Consider the following 17,734-nt stretch of genomic DNA (forward strand, 5'->3'; position numbering starts at 1 on the left):
CTCGTCACCGGCCGCTCCTCACTCCGGCTGAGCCCGGGCGGTGGCGTACGCTGACCCGCGAGCGAGCGAAGGGTGTGGGTCGTGGGGGTCAAGAAGCGCGGGTACCACCACGGCGACCTGCGCGCCGCTCTGATCGACGCCGCCGTCCAGCTGATCGGTGAGCACGGCGTGAAGGGCTTCACCCTGGCGGAGGCCAGCCGCCAGCTGGGGGTCAGCGTCGCGGCCCCCTACCGCCACTTCGCCGACCGCGACCGGCTCGTCGCCGCGGTCGCGGTGCAGGCGTGCGGGATCATCGGGGAGGCCGTGGGCGCGGCGGGCGGGGAGACTCCCGCCGAGCGGCTGGCCGAGGCGGCCCGCGCGTACGTCTCGGCGGCCGCCGCCAACCGGCCCCTGTTCGTGGCCCTGGTCGGCGTGGGCCTGGACAAGCGGCGCTACCCGGAGGTGGAGGAGGCGGCCCGCCCGGTGGCGCAGGCGTTCCTGGAGCCGGCACGGCTGATCACCGGCGCGGAGGAGGACGCGGTGCACCTCACCGAGACCGTCGTCGCCATCGCTCACGGGCACGCGGTGCTGCTCATGGACGCCTCGTTCGGCCCCGGCCCGCGAGCCGCCGCACCGGTCGCCGCCCGCGCGGCCCACGCCGTTCGCGCCGTCGTGGAGTGCCTCCGGTCCGCGGGCTCCCTGGCCTGAGCACCCCTGCCCCGCCAGGTGACGCCTCGGACGCGAGCCCCGATCCAAGGAGGGATGATGAGAGCGAAGACGTTGATCGGCTTCCGTGACCTGGAACGGCGGATCACGCTCGGCCCTGTCCAGGTGGTGATGAACCCCCGGCTTCCCCTGGAGGCCGATGGCACCGGCGACGTCTACCGGATACTGGTGCCCCTGTCCGGCAGGGCGTGCGTGAACGAGGTCGTCGTCCACGACGCGCTCATGGAGCGCGGAGCGGCCGGCCTGCTGGAGGGGGCCGTCGCCCGCGTGCCCAAGGCCTTGCTGCCGATTCCCCGGGAGCGGGTGGAGCGGCTGGCGGGCCGCCGCCTGCCGGACACCGGCGGCGTGGGCGCCCTGCTCCGCCGCTTCGTCGCCGACCTGGTGGACGAGGAGGAGACGTTCCGCCCGGCGGACGGGCCGCGGCTGGGCATGGTGCTGCTCGATCTGCTGACCGCGTTCCTGACGGTGGCCACGGAGGCGCCGGGCGGGCCGGACGGCGGAACCGTCGTGCCGCTGAACCCTCGCGCCGAGCTGACCCTGCGGATCCGCGCCTACATCGAGGAGCACCTGCCCGACCACGGGCTCGGCCCGAGGTCGGTGGCCGCGGCGCACCACATCTCGGTCAGCTACCTGCACCGCCTGTTCCAGGACGCCGGGACGACGGTGGCGGCCTGGATCCGGGGCCTGCGGCTGGACCGGGCCAGGCAGGACCTGACCGACCCTGCGCTACTCGACCTCCCGGTGTACGTCATCGCCGAGCGCTGGGGCTTCGCGAACCCCGCCGACTTCAGCCGTGCCTTCAGAGCGAGGTACGGCCTGCCGCCGAAGGAGTTCCGGCGGAAGGCGGTGAGCCGGCATCCGGCGGCGTGAAGGGGCTCCTCGTCAGCAGCGGCACCCGCACCACGCCGGCCGCGCCGGCACCTCGCTGACGAAGCGGGCGTTCAGCGGGCCCGCCCACCGGATGCACCGCGTTTCGCGTGCATTCTCCGTCAAGTGGCCGTCGACTCCCCGCCATGGACATCGAGCGGACCGGCCGGGGATCATGGTGGGCGCCGCATGTCCGGGGGGAGAGGCATCGATGACGTCAGGGGATTCGTTCGACCTGTTCAACAGCCAGATGGGCGGCCTCGAAGTGGACTTCGACCACGAACGCGCATTCCAGGCCGGCGGGCGCGGGGCGGACCTCGGCGCGGTGCAGGTGGCGGTCAAGTCGGTCAGCCCGGTCACGCTGCGACGCCGGCGGACCGGCGCGGATCAGGTCTGGGACGACGAGCTGTACCAGATCGTCATGCCCACCCACGGCACGATCAGGGCCGCCTGGGGGGCGCGGGAGGCCAAGGTGGCCGCCGGGGAGGTGTACCCGCACGACATGGCGCGGCTGGAGGGCTGCGAGATCACCGGCTCGGCGGAACGCGAGGAGTTCGAGATGTTGCTCCTCGCCTTCCCCAAGTCCCTGCTGCCGTTCGGCGCGGCGGACCTCGACCGGGTGCTCGGCCGGTCCGTGCGGGGCACGAGCGGGCTCGGCGCCGTCCTGCGGAACTTCACGGCCACCCTGACCGACAGGACGAGCGCGCTGGGGTCCGCCGATCGGTCGCGGATGGGCATGGCGCTCGTCGACCTCGCCACCGCCTTCCTCGCCGGAGAGATCGAGGAGTCGAGCGGCGCCGGCCCGGGCCGGCCCCGGCACGGGCTCACGCTCCGCATCCAGGCCTACATCCTCAGCCACCTGCGCGACCCCTGCCTGTCACCGCGCGACATCGCCGCCGCGCACCACATCTCGCTCAGCTACCTGCACCGGCTGTTCCAGGACCAGAGCGAAACGGTCGCCGCCTGGATCAAGGGCCGCCGCCTGGAGAGGGCCCGCCGTGACCTGGCCGACCCGGCGTTCTCCGCGCTGCCGATCCACGCCGTCGCCGGCCGCTGGGGGTTCGTCCACCCCGCCGACTTCAGCAGATCCTTCCGTACGGCGTACGGCATGGCTCCCAGGGACTTCCGCCACCACGCCCTCACCACGCAGGAACACCGGTCGTAGGGCTCGCCGGACCACCGCCCGGGCCTCCGGCGGGGCGGTGCCGGGAACGGACTTCCCCCCTGCCGGATCGCCTCTTCAACCGCCGCGAGCCGCGGGCGCCGCCGGGCCCGGTGGCGGCTCACCCTGCCCGCTCCTGTTGGCCTCGGTGATGAGGGCCAGGGCGAAGTCGGCCGTCCGGATGGCGATCTCCCCTGCCGGGATCCGCCTGCCGGTCTCCAGCCACCAGGTGATGGCTTGCAGGAACATGCCGCCCAGCAGTGTCGGCACCAGGTCGCCCGGCTGCTGGGGCACGTGCTGGGCGGTCATGCCGGCGAGCGTGGCGTGCATCCTGCGCGCGAACCAGGTGCTGCCGTTGCTGCCCAGCAGCGCGCCGTAGAGGCGGTGGTAGCGGTCGATGTGCTCGAAGAACGCGGTCCACCGGTCGAGCACGGGCGTGTCGGGGCTGTCGGTCATGGTGCCGAGCAGTTCCGCCATGGCCTCGTCGAAGATCTGCTCCACGAGCTGGTACTTGTCGCGGTAGTTGCGGTAGAAGGCCGCCCTGCTCACCATCGCCCGCTCGGTGATCTGCCCGACCGTGAGCCGCTCGAAGCCGTGCTCCTCGATGAGCTCGACCAGTGCCTGCCGGAGCAGCGTGCGGGTGCGCCGGACCCGGACGTTCTCCCGCGACATTTCGGGCCTCCTGTCTCCCTTGAGACGTTACGCCGGTGTTGAGGCTGGCCAGTGTAGGCCGGTCCGGACAGCCTGTCTCCTGGAAGACAGCACCGTCACCGAGCTCGGCCCCGGCGTCAGCACGTTCGCGGAGGGAGACGAGGTCTTCGGGTTCGGCGTTCCGCCCTCCTGCGCCGAGCGCTTCGACCTGCCCGCGGTCACCTCGGCGGCCTGGCCCAGTACGCCACCTCCCAGGCCGACGGCCTCTTCGTGGCCCGCAAGTGGGTCATCTCGATGCGACGCCGCTGACGCCGAACCCCACGGCCAGGGCTCGTTGCCGCTGTTGCTCGGCGACGTCGTACCGGCGTCCCCGATCAGGAGCCTGTCCCCCGTGCGAGCTACCCGCGAATGTCCTCTGGATGGTGACGATTCCGAAACCGCCGATTCCATAGCGTTACGACCTGGCCGCCGCGCATCCGCCGCCGGCCCTTACAACCAGGTCAATCAGCTCCACCCCATTCTTTCCCTGGAGGACATCGTGCTCGGCAAGCACAAGGCATGCGTCGTGGCCGCACTGTGCAGCACCGTGATCGGCGCCGGAGTCACCGGCTGCGGCGCCGATTCGCTGGAGAACTGGGACCCCCTCGCCCCCGCGACGCGCACGGCCGACGCCGGCGCGATCTCCGGCACCAAGAAGATCGACGTCGCGGGCCGGTCGGTGAACGTGTCCTGTTCGGGTGAACCGGCGAAGGGCGAGCCGGTCATCATGCTGATGCACGGAGGTGGTGACGCGCTCGACAAGCTGGCCGCCCTCCAGAAGACGCTGAGCGAGCAGCACCGGGTCTGCTCCTACGACCGGCTCGGCGCGGGCGCGAGCGCCCAGCCGGAAGGCCCGCAGGACTTCGCCGGCGCGGGCAAGATCCTGACCGGGGTGCTCGACCGCGTCGCCGGTGACAGGCCGGTCGTGCTGGCCGGGCACTCGCTGGGCGGGCTGCTCGCCGCCCAGTACGCCCCCGACCACAAGGACAGGGTCAAGGGGCTGGTCCTGATGGACGCCACCTCGCCCACCATGGCGGACGACATCACGAAGGCGATCCCCGAGTCCGCCACCGGCCCGGCGGCCGAGTTGCGCGCGCAGAACCTCGCGATGTTCCAGGGCCAGAACCCGGAGAAGCTCGTCATCGCCGACGGGAAGGTGCGTTCTGCCGGGGACATCCCGGTGGAGGTGATCCAGCACGGGAAGCCGTACCTCGCCGCCGTCCCCAAGTACGGCAAGCGCCTGGAGCAGGCGTGGGCCGCGGGCCAGCGCAAGTGGCTCGCGCTGTCCAGCGGCAGCAAGCTGAGCACGGCCGCGAACAGCGGCCACTACATCTACCTCGACCAGCCCGAGGTCGCTGTCAAGGCCATCGACCGCGTCGCCGCGCAGGCCGCGCGTCAGTCGCAGGGCAAGTGACCGGTCCGCTCGGCGACGAAGCGGCGGCCACGCTCCGGGTGGCAGCTCACGGGACGGCCGGGCGACGCAGCCGGGCAGCAGCTCACAGGACGACCGGGCGACGCAGCCGGGCGGCAGCTCACGGGGCGGCCGGGCGGTGCCGGTCGCCGACGTCGGCGGGGCGACGCTCGGTGAGGCGTTCCCCGTTGCGGCGGGCGAGGCCGGCCTTCTGATCGTCGGTACCGGGCGCGTCCTCCAGGAAGGAGCGGGCGGCGCCGTTGCAGACTCGGGGTCAGGCGGTCCGCCGCGCCGACGCGGGTCGCGATGAGTTCGCGGGGCGCGCGGAGTCTGTTCCTTCAAGGAGCCGGACCTGCCGGCCTCCGGCGGAGAGGAGATCCGACAGTGGCAGTGGGGATCTTCGCGGGCATCCCTGTCCGCGACTGCAAGAGCGCCGTGGAGTGGTACACCAGGCTTCTCGGCAAGGATCCGGCGTTCTGGCCCAACGACGTCGAAGCGGTGTGGCAGCTGGCCGAGGACCGGTACGTGTACGTCATCGAGGACGCCGCTCGCGCCGGAGGCGGCGTGGGCATGATCTGGGTGGACGATCCGGCGTCCGAGGTGGACCGGATCGCGGGGCGCGGGCTGCGGCCGGTGGACAAGGAGCAGCACGGCAACGTCTGCAAGTGGGTCTTCCGTGACGCCGACGGCAACGAGACGGGCATCGGGGGCGAGATCGCTCCCGACGCCTGAATCGGCGGGCGCGCGGGACGTCTTGGCGCCGAGGCCTCCCGCGCCGCTGGAGCGGTTGCCTTCACGCGGGGCCGGTCCCTAGTCTGAAGGGAGCGTGCGAGGGCGCTGCCAGTCCGCGGGCAGGGACTTTCCCACCTCGAGCAGCACATCCACGCACTGGACGAGACCAACCTCTTTCCGGCCGGGCAAGCGGACCTCGGCGACGAAGGAGGTTGCGATGCGCGATCGACATTTCGAGCTGCCTGCCCGCCCGAACCTGGAGTACTACCGCAAGCAGGCCAAGCACCTGCGGCACGCGTACGCGGCGGGCGACCCGGCCGCCGGAGCCAGGGTCGCCGACGTGCTGGGCGATCGGGCCGCCGAGCGGTTCCTGCTCGGCGACGCCCAGTTCGTGCTCGCGCAGGAACACGGGTTCCGGACCTGGGCCGAGTTCCGCGCCCACGTCGAGGGCCACAGCGAAGGCCACAGCGCCGGCGCGGAGCGGCCGGTCTCCCGCCTCATGGGGATCAGGCCGGACCTGTACGCCTCGATGGCCGGCGCGCTCCTCGTCGAGCTGCGCCGCGGCGATCCCGGCGCGCTGCGACGGCTGCGGGCGTACGTGCCCCGGCACGCCGCCGCGACCTCGCCCGCGGCCACCGAGCTTCGCGACGCGCGGCTGGTCATCGCGCGGGAGCTCGGCTTCCCGACCTGGCAGGAGCTCGTGTCGTTCACCGAGAAGTCCCGGCGCGACCTCGGCGAACGCCGGGAGCAGCGGCGGCGGCTGCACCGCGAGGCCGAAGCCCTGCTGGCCGGCGACACCGCCCGGCTGGCCGGTCTGACCCCCGAGCAGGCCGACACCCTGCTGCAGATGCTCGCGCGCCCCGAGACGATCCCCGGCGTCCGGCTAGGCAGGGAGCTCGGCGTGCCACGCGCCGCGGTCGAGGTCCTGCTCGGCAGGGCCACCGACCTGGATCTCCCGCTCGTCTGGGCGGCCCGCTCCAACCGGGTCGCGTACGTGCGGCTGCTGCTCGACGCCGGCGCCGACCCCGGCGTCCGGACCTGGGGCGTCACCCCGCTGGAGAACGCCATCCACCACGACGACACGGAGATCGTCGACCTGCTCGCCGAGCACGCGATCGTCCCGCGGGCGCTGTGGACGTACGCCGCGTGCGGCCGGCTGGATCTGGTGCGGGCCTGCTTCGACGCGGACGGGGGCCTGCGGCCGGGCGCCGCGCGGGCGCGCCCCGATCTCGCCGACACCGGCTCGGGCTTCCCGTCCCGGCTGCCGCCGGCCGACGATCCGGAGGAGATCGTGGGCGAGGCGTTCGTGCACGCCTGCCAGCACGGCCGGATCGAGGTCGTGCGCTGGTTCCTCGATCGCGGCGTGCATCCCGACGTCGCGCCCTACCTGGGGCGGACCGGCCTGCATTGGGCCGTTCGGGGCGGCCGTCCGCACGTGGTGCGCCTGCTCCTGGAGCGCGGCGCCGACCCGTCCGTCCGCGACGATCTCCTCCGGTCCGACGCCGGCGGCTGGCTGCGCATCGCCTTCGCCGCCCGCCCGCACGATCCCGTGGCCCGGCAGCTCCACGCTCTGCTCGGGTCCCGGTCGCGCTGAACCGTCGCCGCGGGTCCGGGCCGGCCCGGTCCACGCGCTCTGCAACGCATCCTCTCCACGAGAAGGGACCCGGATGAAGGTAGAGGTGTACGCCGATATCGCCTGCCCGTGGTGCCGCCTCGGCACGCACCAGTTCCACCGCGCGGTGGCCGCGGCCGGGGCGGGCATGGACGTCGAGCTCGTCCATCGTCCGTACCAGCTCATGCCCGACGCGCCCGAGGAGCCCCGGCCGCTGATGGACACGGTGGCCGAGTTGTTCGGTCCGGAACAGGCCGGGGCGATGGTCACGGAGATGGCCCGGATCGGCGCCGGTGAAGGGATCGTGTACCGGTTCGACCGCGCGGTGGCGGTCAACACCCTGACCGCGCACCGGCTGCTGTGGCTCGCCCTGCGCGAGCAGGGCGCCGAGGTGCAGGCCAGGCTGGCGACCGCCCTCTTCGACGCGTACTTCCGCGACGGCGTGAACGTCGCCGACCACACCCGGCTGGCCGAGCTGGCAGAGCGGGCCGGCTCGGACGGCGGCCGGGCGCGGGCCTTCCTCGCCGCCGGGGAGGGACACGCCGAAGTACGTGCGCTGGTGGCCGCGGCGCGGCGGGAGGGCGTCACCACCGTGCCGAGGTTCGTCTTCGGGAACGGCGTGGTGATCGCCGGCGTGACCAGCGCCGAGGCGCTCGGCGACGCGCTCCGGCAGTGACTCGTGCGGCTCACCCCCGAGCGGCGGGCCGGCTCGACGCCGCACTGACCCGGTAGCCTCCGTGGGCGGGGAGCCCGGTGGGCGTCAGGGTGCGGCGGTCTGGCTGCGGTCGATGAGGTCCAGGATCGCGTCGCGGATCTCGCGGAAGAGCGCCAGGGTCTCCTCGGCCGCCGCCTCGACGGCCGCCTCCCCGGGCGTCTCCGCCGGTTCGACCAGCAGCGCCACGGTGTCGGCGAGCACCGCGTACGGATCGCCGACGCCGGCCGGGGCGCTCTCCGGCTGGTAGACGGCGGTGGAGAACCCGTCGAGCAGGGCGTGCAGGGCGTAGGCCTGGCTGGGCAGCGGGCGGTCGTCGCGGATCAGGCCGTGACGGCGCAGGATCGGCATGACCGCGTTGCACATGGCGGCCGGCCGGGTGCGGGCGTACAGCTCGCGGTCGCGGGGGTCCTGCAGGAGCAGCCGCAGCAGCTCCGGGTCCCCGCTGCGCAGGCGGCGTCCCAGCGGCAGTATCAGCCCGGTACGGACGACGAGCGGCGCCAGGTGGCGCGGCCGGACCGTGGCAGGATCGGCGCTGATGCGGGCGATGCCCTCGTCGAGCAGGGCCAGCATGTCGCGGGCGAACAACCCGCGGATGAGATCTTCCTTGCTGGGCCAGTACAGGTAGACGGTGCCCTTGCCGACGCCGGCCGCCCGGCTGATCTCGGACACGGTGACCTTGCCCGCGCCGTGGTCGAGCACCAGCCCGCGCGCGCTGTCCAGGATGCGGGCAGCCTTGCGCGAGTGGAGTTCGACCAACTGGCTCACGGAATCCGTCCTCTCCCGGGGTCAGGCAGCGGCGACGTCGACGTTCTTGGCCCGCATGTCCTTGGCCATTATCCTGCCCATCGCCTTTCCGATGCCCGGGGCCCGCATCAGGCGCAGCATGCCGGTACGCAGAAGCTGCTCCTTGCGGTCGTCGGGGGTGAAGAGGCGGCGCATCGACAGGATGTTGTCCTGCTGGTAGCCGATGAACGGCCGCATCCGGGCCTCCCAGTCCCGCAGCGCGCCGGGCACGTCGTCGCCGTGGCGTCGCAGCATGGTGCCGAGCAGCTCGCCGCCGGCGATGCCGCTGGAGGCGCCCATGCCCGAGTAGAGCGTCAGGCACCAGGCGGCGTCCCCCATCAGGACGACCCGGCCGCGGTGCCAGCGCGGCATCTTGACCTGGTGAACCGAGTCGAACAGGAACTCCGGGGCCTGCTCGAAGCGCGCCAGCAGGCTCTCCAGCAGAGGGCCGGTGGGCTCGGGACCGTAGGCGGCCCGGACGGACTCGATCGGCGGGCGGCCGAACTCGGCGTCGATGTCGCCGGTGCGGTAGGAGAACAGCAGGCCCGGGGCGTGGTCGGAGAAGGGGAAGGTCCACACCGAGCGGCCCGGCTCGGCCAGCACCAGCCCTTCGTGCTGGGCGAAGCCCTCGACCGGCGCGTCCAGGACGGTCGCGCCGATCATGTAGTCCAGCGGATGCAGGAACTCCTCGGGGCCGAAGGCCAACCGGCGCACCGTCGAGCGCATGCCGTCGGCGCCGACCACCAGGTCGAAGCGCTCGGTGACGGTGGTGCCGGCCGCCGTGTCGTGCAGCGTCACCTCCGCTCCTGAGGCGTCCTGGACGATGTGGGCCGGCACGGTGGAGTAGCGGATCTCCACGTCGTCCGGCAGCGACGAGAACAGGCCACGCTCGACATCGCCGCGCAGCAGCTGGCGAGGGCCGCCGGCCAGGGCGGCCGGGCTCATGCCCGGACGGCGGCGCCCGGCCCGGTCCACCTCGTACATCGTGAGGTTCGCGTCGCCGCGGTCGCCGATCGCGTCGAGCACGCCCAGCCGCCGCGCGGAGGCGACACCGGTGCCGAACAGCATGACGAAGTACCCGCTCGACCGTCGCCCGGCCGACCGCTCCACCAGCACCGGCTCCCACCCGACCTGCCGCAGTCGCACCGCCGTGGCGATGCCCGCGATCCCCAGCCCGACCACCAGCGCCCGGCCACCCTTGCGCATGCCTGTCATGACGGCTCCATCCCTCGGCTCGCCACCAGAATACGGCACTCACTGACCAAATTGGTTCTGTTGGTCAGTTTGGTGGACCTCCGCTGGACGCCGCGGGTTCCGCGATCCGGCCGCGTGCAGCGAGCCGGAAGCGGGCCCGAGGCGGGAGCGTGCCCGGGGGTGACATGCCCTGCCGCTCGTGATGTCGCCGCAGGTGGTCAGGGGTGCGCGCGTACCGCGCCTCCCGCAGGGAAGGGGTTTCGTCGATGAACGAGCTGCCGAAGGGGACGATCGACGTGTTGCCTGGTTTCCGGCTGGCCTGGCCGATCTCGGATGATCTCGCTACGCTGCGGGCGGCCGTGCGGGCCTTCGGCACCGGGGCCGGGCTGGCCGACGGGCGCCTGATGGATCTGGTGATCACGGCGAGCGAGGCCGCCGCCAGGGTGCTGGAGCACGGCGGAGGCGGCACTCTGATCGCCTGGAGCGACCCGGATGGAGTGAGCCTGGAGCTCGTGGACGTGACCGGTGTGCTCTCCACGGTGTACTGGGCCGCCGACCGCGAGCCGGCCCCGGCCACCGGGCAGGACGCCGGCTGCCGCCTGATGCGCCGGCTGTGTGATGAGATCGCCCTCGATGACAGCGACGGCACCGCGCGGCTGTACCTGCGGTTCCACCATCAGGACCGGCGGCCCAGGACTCCTCTGACCCCGGCGTGAGCGATCACGCGAGGTCGGCGAGGTCCTCCTCGGTGAGGTCGATCGACCGGGCGGCCAGGTTCTGCTCCAGGTGGGCCACGGAGCCGGTGCCCGGGATGGCCAGCGTCGCGGGGGACACGGCCAGCAGCCAGGCCAGCGCGATCTGGTGGGCGGTGGCGCCGTGCCGTTCGGCGACCTTGACCAGGGCGGGGTCGTCGATGTCGGCCCTGCCGCCGCCGAGGGGGAAGAAGGGCACGAACGCGATGCCGGCCTCCTCGCAGGCGTCGAGTACGGCCGTCTCGGCGCGGTTGGCGATGTGGAAGTGGTTCTGGACGGCGGCGACGGGAGCGATCGTGCGGGCCTCGGCGAGGTGGCCGGTGTCGACGTTGCTGAGGCCCAGGTGGCGGATCAGGCCCTCCTCGCGCAGCGCGGCGAGCACCTCGAAGCGCTCGGCGAGCGACTCGCCGTGCGGCGGGTCGGTCTTGCCGATGCGCAGGTAGACCAGGTCGAGGCGGTCCAGGCCCAGGCTCTGGAGATCGGCTTCGACCTGGGGACGGAGCTCGGCGGCGGTGGCCTGGCGAGGGCCGCCGGGGCCGAAGACCGGGCCGACCTTGGTGGCGATGACCAGGGTGCCCGGGTACGGGGCCAGGGCCTCGCGGATCAGGGCGTTGGCGCTCGCCGAGCCGTCCGGGGCGCGGTAGAAGCCGGCGGTGTCGATGTGGTTCACGCCGAGCTCGACGGCGCGGCGCAGGACGGCGCGCCCGGACTCGGCGTCCCGGGCGGGGCCGCCCGGGTGGCTCTGGCACAGGCGCATGGCGCCGAACCCCAGCCGGTCGATCGTCAGGTCGTGGCCGAGGCGGAACTGGTCGGTCATGTCTCTCCCCGTGAGGTGATGTGGCGTCGGAGCAGCACTCCGCTTGTTCAGCAGCGGGACGATGCCGGCACGCCGATCGCGGAGGCGTCCCGCGGCGCGCCGGCCGCCGAGGTGTCCCGCCAGGTGCACGCGAGGCGGAGTCGACCGCCGGGCCAGACCACGGTCCAGTGCGGCCCGCCGGCGCGGGGGTGCCGGCCGGCGATCCTGCCGAAGGGACGGAACGACCGTGGCGGCGTGTGCGTGCGGTTTCTCCGCAGCGCCCGCCCGGTCGTGAGCCTGACCGCCACCGGGCGGCGGCAGCCGTTGCGGTGCGCGAACACCACCGGTACGTCGTGCGCGTCCGCGGGACCGGCACCGGTGACGAACGTGACCGTCTCGTCGAGCGGCGCGCGCCCCGTGCGGCTGTAGTCCGCCTTGACGTCCTCGAACCCGATCGACATGCCGCAGAACAGCATGAGCCCTTCCGGCGGGTGCAGGACGTCCGCGACGGTCTCGCGGTACACCGACCAGGACATCTGCGGGCAGCTGTGCAGCCCCTCCTCGCGGAGCAGCAGCATGACGGTCTGCAGGTACATGCCGACGTCGGCCCACTGGGGCAGGCCCATGTCGCGGTCGATGTAGCAGAACAGGGCGGCGGGGGCGCCGAAGCACTCCCAGTTGCCCGCCGCGGCCCGCTGGCGCGCCTCCCAGTCCTCGCGTGCGATGCCGAGCGCGCCGTAGCGCTCCCGGCCGAAGGCGGACCGGCGCTCGCGGTACGGGGACTTCAGGTCGGCCGGGTACATCTCGTACTCGCGCTCGTCCCAGGGGTCGCCCGCGGCGAGCCGCTCGCCGGCGCGCCTCTTGATCTCGGCGAGCGGCTCGCCGGTCACCACGTAGACGTGCCACGGCTGAAGGTTCGACCCGGACGGGGCCCAGGCCGCGGCCGACAGCACGCGCTTCAGCACCTCCATGGGGACGGGCTGGTCGGTGAATCCGCGTACCGCCCGGCGGCTCGTGACTGCCTCGTAGACATTCATGATCGTTACCTCCTGCCTGCACTCCGTGTCTATCTGTTTACAGTTCGATCGTATCAGACGTAACTGTATCAATCAATACGATCTCAGGTCATGAAGGTGCCATGAGCCGGTAAAACGTGGGACTTCCGGCGCCCTGCGGGCCGCCGCCTACCGCCCGGCGGGCACGCTCACGCGTCGCCGCCGGCGGGGTAGGCGACCCGGGTCAGCAGTTCCTTCAACTGCTCGGCCTCATCGGGGGCCAACCCGGCGGCCAGGCGCGCGGCCTGCGGCTCCGCCGCCACATGGGCCGCGTCGAAGAGCTCGGCCCCGCGCGGCGTGATCTCGACCACCCGCACCCGCCGGTCGCCCGGCACCGTCCTGCGCACGGCCAGCCCCTTGCGTTCCAGGTCGTCCACGACCCGCATGACGCCCGCCTTGTCCGAGCCCGTCGCCGCCGCCAGGTCCCGCTGCACCGTGGGCCCGCGGTCCATCAGCACGATCAGCACGGCGAAGTGCCGCAACTCGATGCCGAGCGGCCGCAGCGCCTCCGTCATCACCGAGGCCGCGCGCCAGTGCGCCTGACGCAGCAGCAGCCCGAGGGCGAAGGGCGAGGTGTCGCCGGGGCGGGCGGTCGCGCGCGAGGTGGCGGCACGGTCAGGGACGTCGGCGGTCATGACGTCATGCTACCGGCCGTCCTATCACCCGAAACAGTTTCATTCGCGATGAAATGGCCGCGGCAGGCGCCGGCCGACGGCACCGGCCCGGACCGGCGTTCGCGGCGGAGTCCTGTCACGATCCCGCGCGGCCGTCCGGTCTCAGGAGGGTGAGCGAAACCATGACGCCACACCACCGGCTGGGGAGACGGCCACGCGGCTACCGGAGGACGACCACATGATCGAACCGGATCGCACGCCGTGGCACGCGCTGCCGGCCGGCGAGGTCGCCGTCATGCTCCAGGCGGCCCCTGAGCAGGGCCTGTCGGCAGGCGAGGCGGCGCGGCGGCTCGACCGTCACGGCCCCAACCGCCTGCGGGAGGCCGCCCGCGAACCGCGCTGGCGGGCCTTCCTGCACCAGTTCCAGGACCTGATGATCGTGATCCTGCTGGTCGCCGCCGTGGTCAGCCTGCTGATCTCGCGCGAGTGGGAGACCCCGCTCGCGATCGCCGTGGTCGTGCTGCTGAACGCCACCATCGGCTTCGTCCAGGAGTCCCGGGCCGAGGCCTCGCTGGAGGCGCTGCGGAAGATGACCTCCACCGTGGCGACCGTCCGGCGGGACGGCCGGCTCGCCCGCCTGGACGCCACGGAGCTGGTCCCCGGTGACGTGGTGGTCGTCGAGGCCGGGGACCGGGTGCCGGCTGACGGGCGGCTGCTGTCCGCGGCCGCCCTGGAGGTGCGCGAGTCGGAGCTCACCGGGGAGGCACAGCCGGTCGCCAAGTCCGCCACCGCCCGCGTCGAGGAGGGGGCGCCGCCGGCCGACCGTACGAACGCGTTGTTCATGAACACCTCGGTCACCCGCGGCCGGGGCGAGATGCTCGTCACGGCCACCGGCATGGCGACCGAGACGGGGCGGATCGCCGGCCTGCTCGCCTCGGCCAAGCCCGCCCCGACCCCGTTACAACGGCAGATCAGCACGCTCAGCAGGACCCTGGCGCTCATCTCCGCCGTGGTGGTGACCGTCGTGGTCGTGCTCGGGCTGGTGCGCGGGCAGGAGTTCGGGGTGTTGTTCGTCACCGCGGTCTCGCTGGCCGTGGCCGCCATCCCGGAAGGGCTGCCGGCGGTGGTCGCGTTCACCCTGGCCATGGGCACCGACCGGCTGGCCCGCCGCGGGGCCATCGTCAAGCGGCTGTCCTCGGTGGAGACCCTCGGCAGCACCTCGCAGATCTGCACCGACAAGACCGGCACGCTGACCCTCAACCAGATGACCGCCCGGGAGATCTTCCTCGCGCAGCGGCGCTTCACCGTCTCCGGTCACGGTTACGCCCTCGACGGGCGCATCCGCTCCACCGACGGCCGCCCACCCCCGGACACCCTGGACGAGGCGTTGATCGCGATGGCGCTGTGCAGCGACGCGGTGTTCCGCGACGACGAGGAGGTGGCGGTGGTCGGTGACCCCACCGAGGCCGCTCTGGTCGTGCTGGCCGAGAAGGGCGGCATCGACGTCACGGCACTGCGCCGGCGCCGCCCGCGCCTGGCGGAGGTCCCGTTCGACGCGGAGCACAAGTTCATGGCCACCTTCCACCGCTGGACCGGCGACGACGGCCGGCCGGTCGTGCGCTGTTTCGTCAAGGGCGCGCCGGACGTGCTGGCCGCCCGGGCCACCCACTACCTGGGCCCGGACGGCGTCACCGAGCTCGGCCCGCAGGAGCGGCGGCACTACGACGAGGCGAACGCGACCCTGGCCGGGCAGGGCCGGCGGGTGCTGGCCGTGGCCCGCCAGGACTTCGCCGACGACGGCTTCGCCACCGGCGGCGGCGACGAGAAGGACTTGCTGGACCGGATCGTCCTGATCGCCCTGGTCGGCATCGTCGACCCGCCGAGGCCGGAGGCGCGGCAGGCCATCGAGCAGTGCCACGAGGCGGGCATCCGCGTCCGCATGATCACCGGCGATCACGCGGTGACGGCCGCGGCCATCGCCCGCGACCTCGGCATCCCCGGCCGGGCCGTCACCGGCGCCGAGCTCGACCGGTTCACCGACGACGCCGGCCTGGCCCGCGGCCTGGACGGCATCGGCGTCATCGCCCGGGTCTCACCCGAGCACAAGCTCCGCATCGTCGGCGCCCTGCAGGCCCGCGGCGACGTGGTGGCGATGACCGGCGACGGGGTCAACGACGCCCCCGCGCTGCGCAAGGCGGACATCGGCGTCGCCATGGGCCTGACCGGGACGGAGGTGACCAAGGAGGCGGCGACCATGGTGCTCACCGACGACAACTTCGCCACCATCGTGCGAGCCGTCCGCGAAGGGCGCGGCATCTACGACAACATCGTCAAGTTCACCCGTTTCCAGGTCTCCACCGCGCTCGGCTTCGTGCTGACGTTCCTGATCACCTCGCTGACCGGCCTCGCCGGCGGCGCCCCGTTCACCGCCCTGCAGATCCTCTTCGTCAACCTCGTGATGGACGGCCCGCCCGCGATGTCGCTCGGCGTCGACCCGGCCGGCCCGGACGCGATGAGCCGGCCGCCCCGCCCGGCACGCGAACCCATCCTCACCAGGGAACGCCTCGTGCGCATCCTGCTGACCAGCACGATCATGGCGACCGGCACCGCCGCCGTCCTCGCCTGGGCGCCGGGCCCCGCCGCCGCAGGTCAGGCCAGTGTCGCGGGCACGATGGCGCTCGTCACGTTCGTCTTCTTCCAGGCGTTCAACCTGCTCACCGTCCGCCACCCCACCCGCAGCCTGTTCCACCGCGAGACCCTGCTCCACCCGAACCCGCTGGTCGCCACCCTCGCGGTCGTCGTCCTGCTGCTGCTCATCGTCGAGGTCGACGCCCTGCACGGCTTCTTCACCACCACCGATCTCGGCTTCGGCCAGTGGCTGGCCTGCCTGGCGGTCGGCTCGGCCATCCTGTGGGCGGGCGAGCTCGTCAAGGTCCTGCTCCGGGCCCGTGACCGCCGTCGAGGCGGCCACCGCGCGTGACCCGGCGGCGGGCGTCAGGCCGGCTCGTCCGTGCCTTCGAGCAGCGTGGCGCGGATCTGCTTGCGGGAGACGATGCCGAGCTTGACGAAGATCTTGCGCAGGTGCCATTCGACGGTATGGGGGCTGATGAAGAGCTGGGCGCCGATCTCGGAGTTCGTCAGCCCGTCGCCGGCTAACTGCGCGATCTGCGCCTCCTGGGCGGTGAGCGTGGTGCGCACCTCGACGGGGCGCTTGCGTACCGCCTCGCCGGTGGCCTGCAGCTCGCGCCGGGCGCGTTCCGCGAACGCCTCGGCCCCCATCTGGCCGAGCAGCTCGTAGGCGGCGCCCAGCTGCTCCCGCGCGTCGGCGCGGCGGTTCTCCCTGCGCAGCCACTCCCCGTAGAGCAGCCGGCTGCGGGCACGGGCCACGCCGACCTCGGTGCGGCCGAGCAGCTCGATCGCCTCGCGGTAGAGGGTGTCGGCGGCCGGCCCCTCGCTCACCTGGGCGCGCACCAGCGCGGAGGTGCCGAGGGCCCAGTCGGTGCCGGCGGCCTGGGCCATCTCGTCGAGGTGCCGGGCGGCGACGACGGCGCGGGCCGCGCGTCCGCTCCGGGTGGCGGCCTCGACGAGCTCGACCATGGACGAGATGGCCAGCCCGAGCTCCTGCGGGTGCTCGCAGCCGCGCTCGGCCGAGACGTACGCCTCCTCGTAGCGGCCCAGGCCGTTGCAGAGCACCGCGCTCGCCCAGTGGGTGGCGGTCAGCACCTTCCCCTCCCCTTGCAGGGCCAGGTCGCGCGTGACCGCCTCGATCGTCCGGCGGGTGGCGGCTTCCCTGCCTCGCCACGGCTCGACCACCAGGGCGCAGTACTGGGCGAAGAAGCGGCTGCCCGTCGCCTCGCCGATCGTCACCGCCTCGGCGACCAGCGATTCCGCGACGGCGAGCTGGCCGGCATGGGCCCGGTTCGGCACGAGCAGCAGCAGAGCGGGCGGCAGGATCGACAGGGCCCCCGTTTCGCGCGCGAGCTCGACCAGCTTCGCCGAGAGCGTCGACCAGCCGTCGAAGTCCCAGGCGTTGAAGGCCATGCGGGAGGCGAGCGGGAGCCAGCCGAGGCCCTCCTCCCTGGAGATCTCTTCGGTGCTGAATGCGTCCAGGGCCTGCCGGACCGTCGGCATGCCTGCCGCGTACCCCTCGGTGACCATGGCCGCCACGCCGGTCATGAGCAGGTCGTTGCGCTCGGGGCGCGGTCCCGGCGGTGCGGCCAGCGCCGCCGCCGCCACGTCCGCGAGCTGGGCGCCGCTCGGCAGGCGGCCGGCGGTGAAGGCCGCGTACAACGCGTCGCGGTAGGTCTCGCGGGCCAGCCCGGCGTCCAGCGGCTCCAGCCGCTTGGCGGCCTTGAGCAGCAGCGGCAGGCCGGCGCCCGCGCTTCTGGATGCGAACATGATCTGGCCGCGCAGCAGGTCGGCCTGGGCGAGCTCGCGTTCGTCCAGGGGGCTGAGCTCCGCCGCGTCCAGCAGTTCGAGCGCGGCGTCGTACCCGCCGGCCCGTTGCTTGGCCCGGGCCGCCGCCAGCGCCCTGGCGCCGCGGCGGGCGGCGTCGGGGGTGAGCTCGGCCGCCCGCTCCAGGAACGCGGCCGCCGCCGCGACCCCGCCGCGGGCCTGGGCCCGGCCGGCGGAGCGTTCGAGCTCGG

General features: G+C 73.2%; 16 protein-coding genes. 9 read left to right on the forward strand and 7 right to left on the reverse strand.

The genetic code is table 11. From position 1 onward, the window contains the following. Positions 1–81 precede the first annotated feature (81 nt). The 3 genes from AB0I79_RS45510 to AB0I79_RS45520 all read left to right on the forward strand — a co-directional run bounded on the left by AB0I79_RS45510 (position 82) and on the right by AB0I79_RS45520 (position 2,737). Complete coding sequence (locus tag AB0I79_RS45510; RefSeq protein ID WP_357887213.1) at positions 82–687, forward strand: TetR/AcrR family transcriptional regulator; 606 nt, start codon at positions 82–84, stop codon at positions 685–687. A gap of 54 nt (positions 688–741) precedes the next feature. Further along, a complete protein-coding gene (locus AB0I79_RS45515; protein ID WP_357887217.1) occupies positions 742–1,575 on the forward strand; it encodes an AraC family transcriptional regulator in 834 nt (277 codons plus the stop codon). A gap of 208 nt (positions 1,576–1,783) precedes the next feature. After that, complete coding sequence (locus tag AB0I79_RS45520) at positions 1,784–2,737, forward strand: helix-turn-helix domain-containing protein (protein ID WP_357887220.1); 954 nt, start codon at positions 1,784–1,786, stop codon at positions 2,735–2,737. A 75-nt stretch (positions 2,738–2,812) separates the two neighbouring features. Here the strand turns inward: AB0I79_RS45520 and AB0I79_RS45525 are convergent, their stop codons facing one another. Further along, entirely contained in the window at positions 2,813–3,406 is a 594-nt protein-coding gene (locus tag AB0I79_RS45525; RefSeq protein ID WP_357887223.1) for a TetR/AcrR family transcriptional regulator, read from the reverse strand. Positions 3,407–3,923: 517 nt separating this feature from the next. On the opposite strand from AB0I79_RS45525, the gene AB0I79_RS45530 reads away from it, so the two are divergent. From AB0I79_RS45530 to AB0I79_RS45545, 4 genes are all read left to right on the forward strand, one after another. Further along, a complete protein-coding gene (locus tag AB0I79_RS45530; RefSeq protein ID WP_357887226.1) occupies positions 3,924–4,838 on the forward strand; it encodes an alpha/beta hydrolase in 915 nt (304 codons plus the stop codon). A gap of 381 nt (positions 4,839–5,219) precedes the next feature. After that, positions 5,220–5,567 carry a VOC family protein gene (locus AB0I79_RS45535; RefSeq protein ID WP_357887229.1) on the forward strand — a complete coding sequence of 116 codons (348 nt, stop codon included), beginning with the start codon at positions 5,220–5,222 and terminating at the stop codon, positions 5,565–5,567. A 217-nt stretch (positions 5,568–5,784) separates the two neighbouring features. Then, on the forward strand, positions 5,785–7,161 hold the full coding sequence (locus AB0I79_RS45540; protein ID WP_357887232.1) for an ankyrin repeat domain-containing protein: 1,377 nt from the start codon (positions 5,785–5,787) through the stop codon (positions 7,159–7,161). 73 nt (positions 7,162–7,234) lie between these two features. After that, on the forward strand, positions 7,235–7,855 hold the full coding sequence (locus AB0I79_RS45545) for a DsbA family oxidoreductase (RefSeq protein WP_357887235.1): 621 nt from the start codon (positions 7,235–7,237) through the stop codon (positions 7,853–7,855). Between the two features lie 84 nt (positions 7,856–7,939). Here AB0I79_RS45545 and AB0I79_RS45550 read toward each other — a convergent pair whose 3' ends face one another. Both AB0I79_RS45550 and AB0I79_RS45555 read right to left on the reverse strand, forming a co-directional pair. Continuing rightward, a complete protein-coding gene (locus tag AB0I79_RS45550; protein WP_357887238.1) occupies positions 7,940–8,659 on the reverse strand; it encodes a helix-turn-helix domain-containing protein in 720 nt (239 codons plus the stop codon). A 21-nt stretch (positions 8,660–8,680) separates the two neighbouring features. After that, positions 8,681–9,892, reverse strand: a complete 1,212-nt coding sequence (locus AB0I79_RS45555) for an FAD-dependent monooxygenase (protein ID WP_357887241.1) — start codon at positions 9,890–9,892, stop codon at positions 8,681–8,683. 245 nt (positions 9,893–10,137) lie between these two features. Here AB0I79_RS45555 and AB0I79_RS45560 point away from each other — a divergent pair, with 245 nt between their 5' ends. Continuing rightward, positions 10,138–10,587, forward strand: a complete 450-nt coding sequence (locus AB0I79_RS45560) for an ATP-binding protein (protein WP_357887244.1) — start codon at positions 10,138–10,140, stop codon at positions 10,585–10,587. 4 nt (positions 10,588–10,591) lie between these two features. On the opposite strand, the gene AB0I79_RS45565 is transcribed toward AB0I79_RS45560, so the two are convergent. The 3 genes from AB0I79_RS45565 to AB0I79_RS45575 form a co-directional block, all read right to left on the reverse strand. Continuing rightward, entirely contained in the window at positions 10,592–11,440 is an 849-nt protein-coding gene (locus AB0I79_RS45565) for an aldo/keto reductase (protein WP_357887247.1), read from the reverse strand. A gap of 47 nt (positions 11,441–11,487) precedes the next feature. Beyond that, a complete protein-coding gene (locus AB0I79_RS45570; RefSeq protein WP_357887250.1) occupies positions 11,488–12,456 on the reverse strand; it encodes a nitroreductase in 969 nt (322 codons plus the stop codon). A 167-nt stretch (positions 12,457–12,623) separates the two neighbouring features. Further along, positions 12,624–13,109, reverse strand: coding sequence for a MarR family transcriptional regulator (locus tag AB0I79_RS45575; protein WP_357887253.1), 486 nt, complete (start codon positions 13,107–13,109; stop codon positions 12,624–12,626). A 217-nt stretch (positions 13,110–13,326) separates the two neighbouring features. On the opposite strand from AB0I79_RS45575, the gene AB0I79_RS45580 reads away from it, so the two are divergent. Beyond that, positions 13,327–16,068 (forward strand): cation-translocating P-type ATPase, encoded by a 2,742-nt coding sequence (locus tag AB0I79_RS45580; RefSeq protein WP_357887256.1) that lies wholly within the window; start codon positions 13,327–13,329, stop codon positions 16,066–16,068. A gap of 14 nt (positions 16,069–16,082) precedes the next feature. Here the strand turns inward: AB0I79_RS45580 and AB0I79_RS45585 are convergent. Beyond that, positions 16,083–17,734 (reverse strand): LuxR C-terminal-related transcriptional regulator (locus AB0I79_RS45585; protein ID WP_357887259.1); only part of this gene is annotated, 1,652 nt, incomplete at its 5' end.

Origin of the sequence: Nonomuraea sp. NPDC050202, from assembly GCF_040656115.1 — a bacterium.
Taxonomy (GTDB): domain Bacteria; phylum Actinomycetota; class Actinomycetes; order Streptosporangiales; family Streptosporangiaceae; genus Nonomuraea.

What these genes read in the sequence shown, in the direction of transcription:
- AB0I79_RS45575 (WP_357887253.1), bottom strand. Translation starts at nt 13,109, where the DNA reads ATGACCGCCGACGTCCCTGACCGTGCCGCCACCTCGCGCGCGACCGCC.
- AB0I79_RS45545 (WP_357887235.1), top strand. Translation starts at nt 7,235, where the DNA reads ATGAAGGTAGAGGTGTACGCCGATATCGCCTGCCCGTGGTGCCGCCTC.
- AB0I79_RS45555 (WP_357887241.1), bottom strand. Translation starts at nt 9,892, where the DNA reads ATGACAGGCATGCGCAAGGGTGGCCGGGCGCTGGTGGTCGGGCTGGGG.
- AB0I79_RS45515 (WP_357887217.1), top strand. Translation starts at nt 742, where the DNA reads ATGATGAGAGCGAAGACGTTGATCGGCTTCCGTGACCTGGAACGGCGG.
- AB0I79_RS45565 (WP_357887247.1), bottom strand. Translation starts at nt 11,440, where the DNA reads ATGACCGACCAGTTCCGCCTCGGCCACGACCTGACGATCGACCGGCTG.
- AB0I79_RS45560 (WP_357887244.1), top strand. Translation starts at nt 10,138, where the DNA reads ATGAACGAGCTGCCGAAGGGGACGATCGACGTGTTGCCTGGTTTCCGG.
- AB0I79_RS45570 (WP_357887250.1), bottom strand. Translation starts at nt 12,456, where the DNA reads ATGAATGTCTACGAGGCAGTCACGAGCCGCCGGGCGGTACGCGGATTC.
- AB0I79_RS45580 (WP_357887256.1), top strand. Translation starts at nt 13,327, where the DNA reads ATGATCGAACCGGATCGCACGCCGTGGCACGCGCTGCCGGCCGGCGAG.
- AB0I79_RS45525 (WP_357887223.1), bottom strand. Translation starts at nt 3,406, where the DNA reads ATGTCGCGGGAGAACGTCCGGGTCCGGCGCACCCGCACGCTGCTCCGG.
- AB0I79_RS45520 (WP_357887220.1), top strand. Translation starts at nt 1,784, where the DNA reads ATGACGTCAGGGGATTCGTTCGACCTGTTCAACAGCCAGATGGGCGGC.
- AB0I79_RS45540 (WP_357887232.1), top strand. Translation starts at nt 5,785, where the DNA reads ATGCGCGATCGACATTTCGAGCTGCCTGCCCGCCCGAACCTGGAGTAC.